This window comes from Colwellia psychrerythraea (assembly GCF_000764185.1).
GTDB classification, from domain to species: Bacteria; Pseudomonadota; Gammaproteobacteria; order Enterobacterales; family Alteromonadaceae; genus Colwellia; species Colwellia psychrerythraea_B.
Genome location: NZ_JQEC01000002.1, coordinates 45590 through 63343 on the forward strand (window position 1 = coordinate 45590; position 17754 = coordinate 63343).

12 protein-coding genes are annotated in these 17754 nt (G+C 37.9%); 5 read left to right on the plus strand and 7 right to left on the minus strand.

Features of this window, described 5'->3' with window-relative positions; all coding sequences use genetic code 11:
• Window positions 1–2 precede the first annotated feature (2 nt).
• From ubiB to GAB14E_RS21910, 7 genes are all read right to left on the minus strand, one after another.
• Window positions 3–1571 (minus strand): ubiquinone biosynthesis regulatory protein kinase UbiB, encoded by a 1569-nt coding sequence (ubiB, locus tag GAB14E_RS21940; protein ID WP_033080249.1) that lies wholly within the window; start codon window positions 1569–1571, stop codon window positions 3–5.
• 53 nt (window positions 1572–1624) lie between these two features.
• Window positions 1625–2344 (minus strand): ubiquinone biosynthesis accessory factor UbiJ, encoded by a 720-nt coding sequence (locus GAB14E_RS21935; protein WP_033080250.1) that lies wholly within the window; start codon window positions 2342–2344, stop codon window positions 1625–1627.
• A 2-nt stretch (window positions 2345–2346) separates the two neighbouring features.
• Complete coding sequence (gene ubiE / locus GAB14E_RS21930) at window positions 2347–3183, minus strand: bifunctional demethylmenaquinone methyltransferase/2-methoxy-6-polyprenyl-1,4-benzoquinol methylase UbiE (RefSeq protein ID WP_197061129.1); 837 nt, start codon at window positions 3181–3183, stop codon at window positions 2347–2349.
• Window positions 3184–3550: 367 nt separating this feature from the next.
• Window positions 3551–5158: a CHASE domain-containing protein gene (locus GAB14E_RS21925; protein ID WP_052093328.1), complete on the minus strand. Its 1608-nt coding sequence runs from the start codon at window positions 5156–5158 to the stop codon at window positions 3551–3553.
• A gap of 493 nt (window positions 5159–5651) precedes the next feature.
• Window positions 5652–10907 carry a DNA repair ATPase gene (locus GAB14E_RS21920; protein WP_033080251.1) on the minus strand — a complete coding sequence of 1752 codons (5256 nt, stop codon included), beginning with the start codon at window positions 10905–10907 and terminating at the stop codon, window positions 5652–5654.
• A 153-nt stretch (window positions 10908–11060) separates the two neighbouring features.
• Window positions 11061–13037: a flotillin family protein gene (locus GAB14E_RS21915; RefSeq protein ID WP_033080526.1), complete on the minus strand. Its 1977-nt coding sequence runs from the start codon at window positions 13035–13037 to the stop codon at window positions 11061–11063.
• A 128-nt stretch (window positions 13038–13165) separates the two neighbouring features.
• Window positions 13166–13825 carry an OB-fold-containig protein gene (locus GAB14E_RS21910; protein WP_033080252.1) on the minus strand — a complete coding sequence of 220 codons (660 nt, stop codon included), beginning with the start codon at window positions 13823–13825 and terminating at the stop codon, window positions 13166–13168.
• Between the two features lie 311 nt (window positions 13826–14136).
• On the opposite strand from GAB14E_RS21910, the gene GAB14E_RS21905 reads away from it, so the two are divergent.
• The 5 genes from GAB14E_RS21905 to GAB14E_RS21890 all read left to right on the plus strand — a co-directional run bounded on the left by GAB14E_RS21905 (window position 14137) and on the right by GAB14E_RS21890 (window position 17751).
• On the plus strand, window positions 14137–14685 hold the full coding sequence (locus GAB14E_RS21905) for a zf-TFIIB domain-containing protein (RefSeq protein ID WP_033080253.1): 549 nt from the start codon (window positions 14137–14139) through the stop codon (window positions 14683–14685).
• A gap of 193 nt (window positions 14686–14878) precedes the next feature.
• A complete protein-coding gene (locus GAB14E_RS21900) occupies window positions 14879–15487 on the plus strand; it encodes an energy transducer TonB (RefSeq protein WP_033080254.1) in 609 nt (202 codons plus the stop codon).
• Between the two features lie 173 nt (window positions 15488–15660).
• A complete protein-coding gene (locus GAB14E_RS21895) occupies window positions 15661–16221 on the plus strand; it encodes an RNA polymerase sigma factor (RefSeq protein WP_156115633.1) in 561 nt (186 codons plus the stop codon).
• A complete protein-coding gene (locus GAB14E_RS23805; protein WP_052093330.1) occupies window positions 16218–16925 on the plus strand; it encodes an energy transducer TonB in 708 nt (235 codons plus the stop codon). The genes GAB14E_RS21895 and GAB14E_RS23805 overlap by 4 nt, the downstream gene beginning before the upstream one ends.
• Before the next feature lie 157 nt (window positions 16926–17082).
• Window positions 17083–17751 carry an ABC transporter ATP-binding protein gene (locus tag GAB14E_RS21890; protein ID WP_033080256.1) on the plus strand — a complete coding sequence of 223 codons (669 nt, stop codon included), beginning with the start codon at window positions 17083–17085 and terminating at the stop codon, window positions 17749–17751.
• Window positions 17752–17754: the final 3 nt, after the last annotated feature.

Sequence of the window (17754 nt, forward strand, 5' to 3'; positions counted from 1 at the left end):
TTCTAGTGGCTTAACAATATAGCCGCTGCAATGATAACCCCTACGACAATAATACTAGAAATAATCCTGTGGTTATTTTTACTCTGGCTAGCCAACATAGCTTGCATTAGCTGCGTTTGTTGATGTTGGTTTTCACGACTTGTTTTCAAATAATCGTATACTAAGTCTGGCATTTCAGGCAGCTTTTCATTCCAAAAAGGCAAGTTAGCTTTAATTTTACTAAAGACAGCTTTCACGCCCATTTGCTCTTTTACCCAGTTTTCTAAAAATGGTTTCGCCGTTTGCCATAAATCCAGTTGAGGGTAGAGTTGGCGACCCAAGCCTTCAATATATAATAAGGTTTTTTGCAGTAACACCAGTTGCGGTTGTACTTCCATATTAAAGCGGCGGGCAGTATTAAATAAGTTAACCAATACTTGACCAAAAGATATTTCGGACAGTGGTTTATTAAAAATAGGCTCACATACGGTGCGAATAGCAAACTCAAATTCATCGACACTGGTATTCGCCGGTACCCAACCGGAATCAACATGTAACTGTGCTACTTTTCGATAATCACGATTAAAAAAAGCAACAAAGTTTTCAGCTAAATAACGTTTATCTTCGCGATTCAAAGTACCAACAATACCGCAATCTATCGCTATCCATGTTGGATCATCGGGGTTAGTAGCATCGACAAAAACATTACCAGGATGCATATCCGCATGAAAGAAACTATCACGAAACACTTGAGTGAAAAACACCTCCACGCCACGTTCCGCCAGTAGTTTCATATTGACACCCTGCTGGTTGAGAATATCTATTTCGCCAACGCCGATGCCATAAATACGTTCCATTACCAAAACATTTTTAAAACTATACTCACTATGAATTTCAGGTACGTAAAGCGCTTTGTCGTACTCACTACCTTGTTCAAAATTACGTTTTAATTGGATAGCATTAGCGCCTTCACGGTTAAGATCCAATTCATCTAAAATAGTTTTACGATATTCTTCCACCACTTCTTTAGGGCGTAAACGTTTTCCATCAGGTAACCAGCGCGCGACAATGCCGGCAAATAATGACATCACTTTAATATCGGCCAATATGGTTTTACTTATATTGGGCCGTAATACCTTAATAACGATATCTTTCTCTGCATCATCTCTCAGTAATGTTGCCGTATGCACTTGGGCGATAGAAGCAGACGCTAATGGAGTAAGATCAAAGTCTTTAAAGTGCTGCTCAAATACTTCATCACCCATGGCCGCAATAATAAGTTGCTTGGCTTTTTCGCCTTCAAATGGTGTTACTTTGTCCTGCAATAAGGCTAATTCATCCGCTAATTCTGGTGGTAATAAATCACGCCGAGTAGACAACATTTGACCAAACTTAATAAACACTGGCCCTAAAGCTTCTATCGCTAAACGAAATCTTTGCTCTTGGGTTTTATCTTTATGTTGATTTCTCAGCCAAAATAAACTTGCCCTGCCAACTTTTGCATACCAAGGCAATAGTTCTGCGGGCACCATTTTGTCTAAACCAAAGTTCAAGAAAGTTTTAACGATTTGATAAAGACGTTGGCTACTCACGGCGGTTATTATTTCCTATGCATTAATTAGTCGAATGGTGAACTAAAATTTAGCTACTTGTCAGCGACAGTTGAGAAGAGTTTATCGATACGTGCAGACAAGGTATCGACCTTATTGGCGATGTCTTTTGCTTGTTGATTAAAGGCAGTTATTTGACTAGTTGTCACCACAAGACGTTTTTCATGTACTAGGTAATCGCCAATATCTGCTTCTATTTTCTTACCTGTAGCAAGTATTGATTTAGTAATTTTATTACCAAACTGTAATAACTTATGGGTGGGTACATCACCAAGGTGCCTAGCTAACTCTGATTGCCAGTCTATTGCAAGTGATTGAACAATGTTAGCAAATTGTTGTGCTATTTTGATATCACCGTTTACATCCAATTCATCTTGTTTGATTAACTGCGTCAGAGACTGGTTAGCTTTTAATTTTTTAAGCGTGTTAATGCTAGTAGTTATAGTGCAGTCACTAGACTCAACATGCGTTCTAACAATGATACTTGTTGAACTAGATACAGTATTTACCGTAAAAGATAGCGGAAATGAAAATTCTGCCAACTTTAGCGTTAGCGTTTTTTGGTTTATCGATGCAAATGAGGTTGATTTATTGTTATTTAAAGCCAAAGCTTTATTAATAATCAATTCAATGGCTGACGTAGCGGCTTGTGGTAATAATAGACCTTCGCTAAATAAGGTACTCAATTGGGTGCTAACTTGCTCACTCGATTTAGTAGAATTAGGTGTTAATGCCTGCTTATTGGAGCCTTGCATGATTAAAACTTATAACCTTTATGTAAAGCAACTACACCACCGGTTAGGTTTTTAAAAGTGGTTTGTTCAAAGCCGGCGTTTTCCATCATAACTTTTAAGGTTTCTTGGTCAGGATGCATGCGAATAGATTCTGCTAAGTATTTGTAGCTTTCGCCATCTTTCGCTACCAGTTCACCCATTTTAGGTAGAATGTTGAATGAATAAAAATCATACGCTTTATTCAATAACTCATGTTCTGGCTTTGAAAACTCTAACACTAATAAACGGCCACCTGGTTTTAAAACTGAATATATAGAACGTAATGCTTTATCTTTATCAGTTACATTGCGTAAACCAAAAGCGATTGTGACAATATCAAAAGTATTCTCTTCAAAAGGTAAATATTCAGCATTTGCTTGCACATATTCTATATTTTGTACTAAACCTTTATCGCGTAATTTATCACGACCAACATTTAACATTGAGCTATTGATATCAGCTAAAACAACTTTACCTTCACGGCCGACTAACTGTGAAAACTTAGCGGTTAAATCACCAGTACCACCAGCAAGATCTAGAACCTTATTACCAGGGCGTACGCCACTGGCATCAATGGTGAACCGCTTCCACAAGCGGTGAATGCCAAACGACATTAAATCATTCATCACATCATATTGTTTTGCCACCGAATGAAAAACTCCTGCCACCATAGAAATCTTATCGTCTTTTTCTATGGTTTTATAACCAAAATGCGTGGTGCTTTTACTTTCGGCTAAGTTATCGGATGAAGTATCAGTATCTGCTGTTTTCGGGCTTGTCGGTAAGTCACTGATTTGAGAGTTTTGATCTGTGGATGACATGATATTTTCACTTAAGACATTATTAAAACGATAATTGCCGATAGTTTACTGTATGCATGCTAAATCACCAAATACACTACCCGATTTTTATTGATCTAAGTAAACTAATCACATCATAAATTAACAATAAAAGCTTAAAAGGCAATTATTTTCGCCCGAATCGATGTAATAAAGAAACAAACACGAAATAAAATTACACTTTCACTTGTAAGTATAGAGTATATACTCTACACTTATTTCGTTCCCTTATGCGGACGCTTGTTGTAATAATTGAATATTCTAGCTTTCCTCATAGCTAACTCACCGATAGCCTTTGCTATCGGTTTTTTTTACTTGAAATAAAGTAAATCCATTTAGGAAATAAGGGTTATATACTGAAGGTCTGAGCTGATATAGCCGTTAAACTAGCAAGCGCATTATTCCGGCCTCTTTCTTTCGCTTTATATAAAGCTTCATCCGCGGCCGCAATAAGACTACTGGGATCACTCCCTTTTTGCGGAATGAGCGTGCAATAGCCAATACTAATGGAGACTACAGGTCCAACCGGAGAAAACTCATGTTTAATGTTTAATGCTTCAATGGACTTTAGACAGCGCTGTGCAATTAGTTCAACATTATGCGTATCAAGTAAAACAAAGGCGAACTCTTCACCACCATACCTGGCAACCATATCAACGGCACGATTAACCTGCTCTTTTAGACAAGCACCAACCTTTTTCAAACATTCGTCACCAGCCAGATGACCATAATTATCATTGTATGCTTTGAAAAAATCGATATCGATTAACAAAAAGGAAACCGATGACTCTTGTCTGATGGCTCGCAACCATTCTCTATCTAAAAACTCATCCATAAAGCGACGATTGGCAATACCTGTTAAACCATCAATTCTTGATAGCTTTTTTAATCTCTTATTAGCTTTATTCAGTTCATTGGTTTTTTCAATAACAATACTTTGCACTAAAAAAGCTTGTTTGGTAATACTACGAATATAAACAGTGATAAAGAAGGTAAAGATAATACCGGCACTTAAAACAAACAAAGGTAATATACTTCGCCTTACCGAGATATAACTTTGTGTGGGCGAGCCGATCAAGCTCCATTTTCGTCCCAAAATTTCAGGCAGTGCTTTTGTATAGCTAATATCTTTCTTAATGGTAAAGCCAGTTGATGAACTATGGCTATAAAGTAAATCAACCTTGCTTGGCTCAGTATCATCAACCACTTCAATAGCTAAGCCCAACAATTCATCATTCAGGGTTGAGCTAGCAAATATATCAGCGATTCGATATACCCCTAGAATAAAGCCCTGTAGGTTTTGTTTACGCTTAGCTAAAGTACTTGGCTGACCTTTATATATAGGTAAAAAAGCTAAAAAAGCTTTTTCCTTACTGTGCTCTTGCACTAACATAATGCTAGCTGTGGCTTGTGCTTTGGCACTGTCGCGGGACTTCTCTAACGTCTCTCGTCTGGTAACATTAGATGCTAAATCAAAACCAAACGCAGTCTCATTGCCCACTAACGGCTCAACATAGTAAACCGGAAAGTATTCAGCTCTTTGCTGGGCGACCGTCATATAACCTTGCGATTTTCGCTCAGTAAACTCAAAATCAGCAAAACTTTTTCTTAACTCATTTTCAAAAGCTTGTCTTTGAGCATGAGGGACACGTGGCACCCACTCTAACGCTTGAATATCATTATGACGGTTTAAGGTTTTTCTCGCTTGCGTAGTAAATGCATGAAAATCGGGGGTTGATTCTTGGCTAAATAAAGTTGCTAAGGTATATAGTGCCTCTATATTTATTTCTATTTCGCGAGATAATGAAGCAGCACGTTCATCAATATCTTTTTGAAATTCACTAACAATAGCTTTCTCTTCTATATTGTATAGGAACCACCCACTGAATAATGAAAATAATATACCGCAAATCATGACAAAAATTTGCATTGCTGCGCTGTTAGCTTTTAAAGCCATTTAAGATCCTTAGTTAACTTCGTCCCTACCACTATCTATATTATGAGGTCAACAACCGTTATATTGTCAGTCCATAATTAAAAAGTACTTTTAGGGTGATGGCGTTTAGCTGAGAGTATTCATGAGGGATATTAATAACATATTGGTAAGAGCACAAGGTCATAGCATTAAATAACCTGAACTCTAGATAAGCAGCATTTACTCAATATTCTCCTTTATCCAATCCTAAGCGTTAAAACGTCGATAAATAACTAGTTATTCATAAACCTTTGGCCTTGATAGTCGAATAAATTTAAAAATTGATAGAGTATATCGCTATTTAATCCGATAAATTTTATTTTTAATAACCGTAAACTGTTGTTTTTACTTAAACATCAAGCACTCATTATCCAGAGTTCAGATTAAATATAATTAACAATAACACCATGAGTAATTAAAACTCTTTTGTGCATTTAAATTACTCATGGTTGAATTTTGCTAAGGTAATATGTTTTTATTCAGTTTGAACTGTACTAGGGTAATCATCAAGACATTGTGTTAGGCAATCTTCCACTGAGCTTTGGATGCTTACAGAGAGCTCTCGACTTATCTTTTGAATGTCATTTTCTGATACTTGCAAACTTGCTTGAACATCAGGGTTTGATATCTGCGAGTTATCCTGAGCGAACATACTCATAGCACTTTTATCTTGGACAGCTTCTACTAGCGGGACCAAAAACGATTCTAAATCCTGGCTAAATTGTGATAGAACTTGTTGCAGTTCATCATTGTCAGTTTTTTCAATATTAACCTGTAACTTTAAAGCCGATAATGTTTCATTCAATCGTTGAAAGTCATCCGATTGAGGCTGTACTAATGCATCACCTATCTTAGACAACCCTTGTTGTAATAAGGATATTTGACTGGCGATATTAGCGATTGGATTATCACTATCACCAAGGTTTTGATGACGCACATAATCAGCTTTTATTTGCTGCCAACGGGTAAGTTGCTCATCAGTTTGTGTTTCTCTAAGCTCAGCTAATTTTAATAAATTCTCTTCAGCGCCTACCGTTAAGGTTTGCGCTTCACCACGATAATGATCCTCAATAAGTGACTCTACTTCGTCATCGGTCATCACAGGTACAACTTTTTCGACCATTTTGTTCATGTTACGATAACTACCTTGCAGCTTAAATGGTGGCTCAGTGCGGTACTTATCATCTTGTGCTGCTGAAGCAATATACTGTTCATTAGCTTTTAAAACGGTTTGCTGAATTTTGCGCATACGCTGTATCACCGCAATGATTTCATTTACTTCAGCTTGCGAATAATTATGTTTTAATTCGGTGGTTGCTAAGGGCTCACCATCAGCCATTTTAACTAATTGATATAAATCACTCATGTCTCGGGTAGCAAGCGGAGCGATATAAGCATTACTGGTTAAACTGTTCTCAATAAAACTCAATGAAAACTCTTGTTCTCGGCCACTTAAGGTATCACCTAAATTATAAATATCGGCACGGTTTGCCAGCATATCAGGAATACTGAACGCTTCTCCCGATTCGGTATAAGGATTACCTGCCATCACTACGGCGAATTTTTTACCGCGCATATCATAAGTTTTACTTACCCCATTCCAAACACCATCAACTTTTCTGGAGCCATCACAAAGCGAAATAAATTTTTGTAAAAACTCAGGATTAGTATGTTGAATATCATCCAAATACAGCATGACATTGTTACCCATTTCAAAGGATAAATTGATTTTTTCAATTTCATTACGTGCTGTTGAATTTGTTGCTTGGTCGGGATCCAACGATACTTGCTCATGACCAATTGACGGACAATTGATCTTAAAAAACGTCATACCTAATTTACTAGCCACATATTCAATTAACGTTGTTTTACCATAACCTGGCGGAGAAATAAGTAATAATAAACCCATTAAATCAGAGCGTTTTTTACTGCCAGCAGCGCCAATTTGTTTTGCCAAATTAGCACCAATAATTGGAAAGTAAACATCATTGATGAGCTTATTACGTACAAATGATGATAAAGCACTTGGTTTGAATTGCTCTAGTTTCAAACGTTGCTTTTGCTCGGTTAATACCTGTTGTTTTTGTTGATTAAATTGACTAAATGCAACGACGTCTTGCAAGCTAAATTTACGTAATCGCGTAATAAATTCTTGATAGCTGAATGTTAGTTTTCTGTCATTAATACGTGAATGTTGACCTAATAAATCATTAACCTCACCATGGGTATCAGCACTTGATGAATAAAACTTCAGCTCCGCTTCTAGTGTTATCAACGTAGCTGCTTCGATTAATAGCTCAATATCCGAAGTGAGCTGTTGTGAAACAGAAAAAGACTGTAACCAAGCAAGATATAACTGATATTTTTGCTGTAATGTACCGCAAGCATTAACAGCAGAAGTAACTTGTTGTTGTAAGCTCTTATGTTTTAATTGGTTTTTTAACTGCTTTACTAATGCTTCAGTGCTGTCCTTAACAACGAACTCAGCCCGAGCATTACCTAGCTCTTCAATTAAATAATCAGCGGCTAATGACGTATCGCAGAAAAGCCATTCTTGTTCCGTAACTAAGGCATTAAAAGCATCACTTAGCTCTTGGTTTAACTGTTGACGCAGATCACTGTGACCAAAAGTCTGTTCCATTAAATGCAAGTTATGACAACGATTTACCAGATCATTAGTGCCTTGCTTATCAAGTTTGCTAAAATAATAGATCACCGCAAGTCTTCGCTCTAGCGCGCCATAAGCAAGTAGGCCGATTGATTCACGTAAAGTTAATAGTTTACTTAAGATCAGCGCTGCATCGGCGTCATGAACACCTTTATCATAACCTTCTTGGTACCTTGGCTCTGCAGCTTTGCGAACTAATTCAACAAGACTGTTATCTTTATTAGCACTCGTTAACTCAGCAATGGCACTAGGTCCTTTAGCTTCAGCAGAAAACAATAAGCTAGCTGCTAAGTATTCCCCTCGATAAACCTCACTATTTTCTGAAATTAATGCCTGTTGCCATAAATGTTGTGTACCAGCAAAGAGTTGCTCGGGTAATGATTCAAAATAATCACTACCGCTGATGTGCAACAACATGGCGTCATCGCGAGGTAATAAAGTTAATTCGAGTGCTTGACGATTTACTGAGAATTGATGCTCACCAATTTTAACCAAGCTGCCATCAGCTGAATAAATATCGGTTTTATCGCGTAGGGCGCGAATACCTTGTTCTTTGGCATTCTTAAGCTGTGCCTCAATATCATCAGCGCGAACATTATCATCTAATTCACGCAACTGTTCGATAAGTTGTCGTAATTTAGCGACCATGGCATCGGCGGCAAAATAACTATTTAATGCGTCTTGATCAGACAATGATTGACTACGTCGACTTACACCAGCCAATATACGCCCTGCCGCCGTCATTAAGTTCAAGCAGCGACGTTGTTGGGCATCCATAAGTTGTTGCTTATGTTGCTCAAAGTTATCGTAAATTTCATCGCGTTTAGCGAGGATCTCAGCATAAAAATCATCATAGTCACTAAATTGACTTTCAAGATCTTCTAGCTGGATCAATAACTGCGATAATTGTTGTTCACAGCGTTGCGGAGTATCGCTAGCATTTAGTGCGCTAGTAACACTCTGACTGAGCAATTTAAAACGTGCACCAAATTCTGCTTTTGCCTCTTCACTACCTACACTTTTTGCAGCTAGATCAGCGCTGGCTTTAACGCGATTGATTTGGCTGAAAACACTAGAGATTTCTTCTAAGATGCGAGTACGTTGCCTACTATCTTCTATTTCTAGAGACAACATAGTGTGATTGAGTAATTCTAAGCCGGTAACCAGTTCGTCAATGGCTAAACGAATGGGTTTTAACACACTGATTGATTCAGCTTGTTCAACGGCTTGCGCGAGCTGACTGATCTTATTTTGATAAGGAGCTAACGCGGCCTCTTTTTGTAAGAAGTCCGCCGTTGCTTGGCTTAGTGTTAATGAAAGTTGCTCAACTTGCTGGGCAATATCTTCAATTTTAGCAAGATCAATATAACGTAATTCTTTGTGAGAAATTAGCTCACCTTTAAACGCCGACAACTCAGTAAGTTGTTGCACAAACTCTGTAGCATTATCAAAGTCAGCCTTAGTCGATATTTGCGCTAAGCGGTTAAATTTTTCTTTGGCTTGTAACATCACCTCATCAGATTTCGCCTTAATACTGGTTACTTTCTCAAATTCATCCAGAACTAACTCTGAGGTCAAGATTACTTGTTTAAGTAGCGTATTTAATGATGCTAATTGCGGATCGGTTAACCAATGATATTTATCAAGCAGTTGTCCTGACTCTTTAACCAAATCATTAAAATGATAAGCACTAGGCTCTTTAATTGCCATCAGCTTGGCAACACTATACAAATCTGAAATACCACGAACTAATTCAGGGTTGCCTATTTTGCCAAAAAAACTATTATCTTCTGGCTGCTCACTGGCATATTCCTCACTACAAAAAGGTGTTTGCCATATTTGCATGGCATGTACCCGTGAGGGCTCAGCCTCTGCACTAAAAACCACGGCACGGCCGTTGTTATAAAAACTTTGCCCGTGACCATAAATAGGGTTTTGCAAAGTACGGGTAATAAGATTGTAACCAAACAAGGCATACTGCCCTTCGTTTGGCTCATAGAAGGTATATAAATAGTCTTCACCATTGGGTGATTTAACTACTCGGTGTAACTGCAAATCTTCAGCGCTGTCGTCAAAGCTTTTATGTTCACCACTTTGTAAATAGTAACCACCAGGAAAAATAATACCGTGATCTTCTGGTAGTTGAATACAAGCATGAGCAATAGCATCTTGGCGTAAAACGTTTTGAGTTTTACAGTTAAATATTAGATGACGGGTTTGCTGCTCACGATAGGGCTTAATCTTTAATAAAATGAGCTCCCCTACTTTGGCGAACTGAATATCAGCGTCATCTAGCGATTGATGTTCATCATCAACCTTTTCAGAATAGATGCCTTGACCATTTTCAGTATTATTCTCTACTTTTAAGGTAATTGAACCACCAATAGATTCAACAAATAAGGTATCAAACAAGTTAAAGTGTGGGTGTTTACCTTGCTCTTGTTGTTCACGAGTAACTTTTTGCCACTCAAAATCAAAGTTTTCCGCCTTTTTAATATCTCGTTCACCACGATTATCAATGTATTTAACTTGCTGATTTGCATCGATGCCCCAGCGAAACACGCGAATATCATCTATACGTTCGCCAATTCTAAAAATAGCAAACACATTACTACCTTGACGATAAACATGAGTAAGAAAGGTTTTTTTGTAATAAGTATAAAGCTCATCAAAGTCACGGACAAACTCAGGTTCAGCTAAAAAACTAGCTTCAATAGGTACATCAATTATTTCAACATCACCGTCACTATCTTTAATTTGATGCAAACTAAAAACATCCGCAACGGTAATGTTTCGTTTTAACCCTAAAAATACGTTATAGCCAAAAAGTAAGGTATCACCTATGGCAGCAATATCTCTAGCAACACAGTTATGCTCGGTGCGTACTCTTACTCGAGCATCCACTTTCATATCAGTCGAACCAAAGGTAGCAATCCTATCAGCATTAAGTTGCTTAAGCTGGGTATTAAGATCGCTGCCTAGCCCATCTAAACGACGCTGAATTAGTTCAAACGAACCACCTTCAGCAACAGCCTGATTAGTGACACTTTCCTGATCTGCCATGTGAAACTCCATGAGGTGAATACAGCCATCACCTTTTAATGATGATGGCTGTTTCCTTTAATTTTATTTAAGGTTAATTTATACCAAGTGCATTAATTAGTATTAACTTTATTGAAGCTGTATTCGAGTAAATAACACTCTTTGGCTTAAGGCCTACTTAGCATCAGAGGTTTGTTTACCGGCAAGATTTAATAAACTTGCTAGTGCACCTTTTTGTGAATCATCGGCATTATTTAACGTTGATAATAACTTTGTCATGCTGATATTTTTGATGGTTTCACTTGATGCTGCTGCACCGCCAAGTACACCTTTTAGATCTTCAACGATATTACGCTCACCATTGAGATGATCTTTAAATAAAGCTTGCACTGTCTCACTTTCATTAACCAATCCATCAAGTGATTTACCCACAGTAATTGATTTCATAAATTGGCGTAAGAACTCCCCGTCACCACCCATAATGTTAATATTGGCATCTTGTAAAGCTGTACCTAATACTTCAGCTTGCTTCTCAGCTAAATCAACACTGTTATCAAGTTTAGCTAAGGTTAATTCTCGTTCTTGATTTAAACGCAAACCAAAGGTCTCAAATTCACGCGCCTGCTCAGACATAGCATTAAGCACTTCTTGTTTTTCACGTAAACCGGTAGCTTCTGCTAGGGATTTTTCTTCAATACCTTTAGCTTCTGCCGTTAGTTTAAGCTCTAATGTTTTCGCTTCAGCCTCACCTTGTCTTTCTTGTGCATCTGCTTGGGCTAAAGTGACCTGTGCTTCAGCTAACCCCATTGAAGCGGATTCAGCCTGATTACCTTCTGCCAATATCTTCTTAGACTCTGCTTGTTTACTCGCGGCTTGTAATTCAGCTTCAGCAATAGTTTGCATTTTACGCGCTATATGTTCAGCAGCCTGCTCTTCCGCTTTTGCTGCTTCAATATCCTTCACTAATGCTTCTTCAGCTTCAGCCTGGGCTCTGATCACTTGCTCATCTTTCAATCGGTTTGCTAGAGAAACGACCCGTAAATCCTTAATCAGCTCTTCTTCTTGCGCAACACTTTTTTCAACTGAAATTCTTTCTCTTTGCACTTCGGCAATATTTTTCCTTTCTACCTCAAGCGCCTTTTCTTTATCTATACGTAAGGTTTCTACTTCTTTTTCTCTGTCTATCTGCTCTACTTGGCGTGCTCGCGTTACTTTTTCTTCTTCAATAGCTACCGCACGTAATTTATTTTGCTCAGCAATATCAGCTTCACGTTGTTTATTCTGCTCTGCTACGGCAACTACTTGCTCCGTAGCAATACGTGCCTGTTCAGACTTACTCAGCTCTTCTTGCACAACTTTAGCAGTCTCAGCTTCTTCACGTGCTCTAACTGTTGCTATCTCTCGCTCTTGTTTCGCCTTGGCATCTGCTAACTGGCGATCAAGCTCTAACCCTTTTTCATCGGCTTCAATATCTTGACGCTTGATGCGAATTTCTTCTTGGCGCTTTAAGTCATTCGTTTCAACACTTTGCTGGGCGGTAAGTTCGGTAATACGACGAATACCCTCGGCATCCATAATGTTGTTTGGATCTAGATCATGAATTGATGTTTGCTCTAAGAAATCGATAGCAACATCTTCTAATACATAACCTGATAAGTCTTGTCCTATCACTTCTTTGATCTTGTCTCTAAAGCTATTTCTCTGGGTAAATAGCTCAGTAAAATCTAATTGTTTACCAACCGTTTTAAGTGCCTCAGAAAACTTAGCTTCGAACAATTCTTGTAAAGTTTCAGGATAAGAAGAACGTTCACAACCAACTTGCTTAGCAACACGCAAAATATCCTCTTTGGTTTCATTAACACGAATATAAAAGGTAATAATGATGTCGGCTCGAATATTATCTTGGCAAATAAGTCCTGATCTGCCTTTTCGTTCAAGCATCATGCGCTTGGTTGAGATATCCATAACTTCTTTTTTATGAATTATAGGAATAACCATACCGCCGGTAGTACTAATTTCGGGCTCTGCACGTAATTTATTAATAATAAGTGCTTGTCCCTGCTCAACTTTGTTATAAAATTTTGCGACCATAATCAATAGTGAAAAGACGAATAATGCGCCTAAGCCAATCGCTAAATAAAGTGGTTCCATTACCATGTGTATATCCTCTTATTAAACTAGTGCCACAGCTTTGTGGCGAAAACTTTGTTGTTATTAAATATGTTGAATGTGTTTCAAACTTACGCTGACAAAAAATTTTAACGGCTGTTGATAAAGAGTTACAGCAACTCTTCAGGAAAAGGCGCGACAATATAACTATGACTGCCTTTACTATATTCAATGAGTAGTACCTTATCTCCCATGCTGAGTCTGTGCTCAGGATCACAACGCACATCTAATAAGATTTCAGCACCTTCGTTAAGTACTTTTGCTTGACCAAAAGTTTCAGTAACTTTACCTGTAGCTATAGTGGCATCACTACCAACTAAGTTATGACTTGAGATGGTTTCAATACTAACGAACATGCCTTTGAGGGGACGGATAAGGAAACCGGTAATAGGTAGGGAGATGAAAAAAATCAGTACAGTACTTACACTGCCAAGTAGATAATACAACCAAGCACTATCAAGCAGAACAAAGGCATAAAGCTGTAAATAAATGCTAATTAACCAACTAATTAAACAGATAATACTGATGACTAAGGTAAAGGGCACACTGGTTAAACCAAAAGTGAGTAATAGCCCAGCTAAACCACCAAAACCTGCGCTTAGATCTGTATCAAGATCTGCCTCAACGTCAACATCGAGATCGGCATCAGGGGTAAGGTCTAAATCTATTATCCCCAACATGCCAACTAGCCAATAAATGGCAACAATACCAAGTAAAGTGGAGTAAATAACGGTAGGGAATTGGCCAGCTATGTATAGCAGTTGTTCCATAATTCATCCTTAAAATACTGATTAACAATCATTATTATGTGAAGCGAAGATAATAATTGTTGCAGTTAGCTTTATTAAATTTGTCTGTAGCTGAAACTATATCAACCATACCCTTGTGACATAATATGTCAAGATGAATTGTATGCCCGCTATTTTTCGACAAATAAATTACCACAGTTATTGACATAAAGCTGCCTAAGTTTCAGTTAATTTATGGTGTAAGATAAATTAACTAGCTTGATGATTTATTTAATTAAAATCTATATGATGGTTATATTTATAAAATTAAATACGATAAGGGTGTTTAACAGATGAAATGTACCAGTTGTAATATGGGGGAACTTATCCCTAGCGTCCTCGAAGAACAGTTCAAGGCACATAACTGCTCAAGCTGTCATGGTGATTGGTTACTAATTGAAGATTACCTCGCTTGGAAAGAGCGCAATCCAGAGTTTAATGTTTCAGAAAGTACTCACGGTGCAGCTGATGACTCAAAATCAGCCTTATTATGCCCAGTATCAGGGTTGATAATGCGTAAACTTCGTTTATCAAAAGATACCGACCATCGTATTGATTACAGCGCCAGCGTCGGTGGTGTCTGGCTAGACAAAGGTGAATGGCAATTGCTTAAAGAGCAAGGTTTGGCTGGCTCTTTAAATGCTGTTTTGACCAGTCATTGGCAAAAAAACATCCGCATTAATAACACTAAAGATAATTTTGCTGCGATTTATAAAGACAAGTTTGGTGATGAGAGTTACCAAAAAGTAAAAGAGCTTAGAAAGTGGTTAATTGAACAACCTAATAAAGCTGATTTAAGCGCTTATTTGTTAGCTGTAGACCCATATTCCGCAGAAAAATAATTTATTGCTAGATCTAGATAAACTAGCAGCAAAACATCAAAAATTATTCAGGGGTTAAAAATATATTATATTTTTAACCCCTTTTTTAATTCTTCTTCGTTTAACTGATAAGTAAGTAATTTATTTTACTTACTCCAATTGGAAGTACAGTGTGATCACACCTCTTTAATTTAACTATTTGTGAGGAAACGAGATGAAAAAAATAACAATAATTACCCTATTAGCAGGGGCAACTACCTTTGGCTTATTTGCCTTTATGGCATTTTTGGTTAGTAATGATCATTTAAGCTTCATTGTGCCACCCGATGATATACCTATTGATATAGTGCGTTTACCTGATGAAAAACCTGCTCAAACGAGAGTACGCCCTAACTTACAACCACCAACGCCACCGCCACCTATGCCAAGAACAAGCGTTCCTCCTGAGGTAGGTGACACTAAGCCAACATTGGTTTACAACCCTCCCGGACTTATAATATCGGGTAACAATGGCAATACATTCTCTTTGGGCAATAAAGCTGATGCAGATGCAAGACCACTGGTTAGAGTAAATCCTAAATATCCTATTGGTGCTGCTAGAGATGGTATTGAAGGTTGGGTAGTGTTAGCTTTTGATATTAACGCCATCGGTGAGGTAATCAATATTTCTATTGTCGACTCTCAACCGAAGCGAACTTTTGATAAGGCAGCTAGGCAAGCGCTTAAAAAATGGAAATATCGAGCAAAGTCAGTTGACGGTAAAGCTGTTGTACAGCAGAATTTTACCGTGCAACTTGACTTCTCTATGGCTCAACCTAGTTAAACCAAGTCAAACCAAGCGGACTAATTTATAGGTCACTTACCTGCAATAAATACTGTAGAGGTTAAACATTTATTACAGGTAAGCCCTAGTCATAATGAATAAAAATAGATCTCGCTTGTTATTGAAATTATCGCTTGTACAATATTTTAATCCGATTGCTATTAGGAAATAATTTGAAGCTACCGTCAATGATAAGAGGCTGGTTAAAGCCCACCATTACTGCTGAAAAGTTGTTGATGGACTATGTATCTACCGGTAATAACCGATGTTTAACTTTACTGGTAGAGCAATTTAACGGATCGCTTTATCATTATCTTTTAAGCCTCTCGCATAAAAATTTAGCCGAAGATGCCTTACAAACTACTTGGCTAAAGGTAATGAACAACAAATCACAAACTCACAGTAATGTTAAAAGCTGGTTATTTACTATTGCTAGGAACACATTAATAGACGAGCTTAGACATCAAAATAAATGGCAATACCAAGAGCTAAATGATGAACATGTGATTACGGTTAATTTATCTAAAGAATTAGAGCATACTGATAAACTAGCCAAGTTCAATGAAGCCATAATCATTTTGCCTTTTTACCAGCGTGAAGCTTTCATTTTTCAGCAAGAAGGTTTTTCCGTAACTGAGATTTGTCAGTTAACTGATGAGAATTTTGAAACGGTTAAAAGCCGCTTACGATATGCCCGTAACAATCTAAAGAAAATGTTAGGAACCAGTCCATGAGTACTGATAAATTTGATAATGAAATAGCCCAGCTTTATCAACAAAGAAAGCAGCAAATTGTTGTCCCGAAAATGAAGCTACAACAAGAGCCTAGCCGCCATAAATACTCTCCCCTTAATTTACTCACGCTGTTCTTGGCTGGCGGTATGGCATCATTTGGCATTATGGCTATTGTTAGCCATTTATCAACCAGCCAAATCAAGGCTATTGACCCGGCAATCAATAGCCAAGCTATTAAATTTATTGAACTCGCACCAAACAAACCAACAGAAAAAACACTCGCGACAAGTAAACCTTTGCCGCCGTTGCCAATTGTTACTTCGCCGGAAACGCCGCGGATAATACCCGTTCAAACAAAAACTAATAACCATGTTATCAAGCCTGCCAAGTTAGCAGTAGCATTGATACAATTAGTAACGGTGCCACAACTGAACGAGCCAAAATTAATCATTAAACCAATCTATAAAGTGCTGCCTGAATACCCGCTTGATGCGAGAATCAACAATCAAACAGGGGAAGTTAAACTGAGTTACCAAATAGATACCACAGGCAAGGTAAGTCATATTAATATTATTTCGAGTAGTGTCGAAAAGGGTTTACAACGCTCTGCTAAAAAAGCTTTAGCTAAATGGCAATATAAGCCCAATGCACAGCTGTTAGGCCCTCATGAAATTATTTTTAAATTCACTGCACCCAAAGGCTGAGAATAAAGCTAAATGCAAAGCTAAGCTCACCACACAAAAAATAGATAGCTTGTTACAAAACTGTTAATGCATAAGGTTTACTCTAACCTAATAGCACTATATGGTTTCCAGCAATGCTATTAGCTAGCTGCAACCCGCAATACAAAAAGGAAGTGTTTTGTCCCTATTTATCCAATCGCTCAACCACCAGATCATCGATGGAGATAATCATCGTCATTTATTAATTGATTTAAACTTATCCGTAGCTGCGGGCGAATGCGTAGCATTAATGGGCGATAGTGGCAGTGGTAAAACAACCTTGCTCAATTTAATAGCAGGTCTTGAGCCCATTCAGCACGGTAATATTGCAGTTGCCGGTATATCCTTAACACAAGCCAGTGATAAACAACTTAGTCTGTTACGCAAACAACATATCGGTATTATTTTCCAACAATTTAACTTACTGTCTAGCTTGTCAGTACAAGATAATATTGAATTCAGCGCCAAACTTGCTGGTCGCTATGATGCTCAACATGGTTTAGCCCTAGCAGAACAACTGGGTATTAGCAGCTTATTAAAAAAGTATCCCGCAACCTTGTCTGGAGGGGAAATGCAGCGAGTAGCCATTGCCCGCGCGCTAAACAGTAAACCCAAATTGCTGCTTGCTGATGAGCCAACCGGCAATTTAGATGAAAAGAATAGTAGTCAGGTAGTAGAGCAGTTAGTCAAACTGGCTAAATCTAACAATACAGCTCTGCTCATGGTAACACATAGTGCTGATGTCGCCGCGAGTATGGATAAAATCTACTGTTTACAAGAGTCTTCTATCAGCTTAGTTAACGGTTAAGTC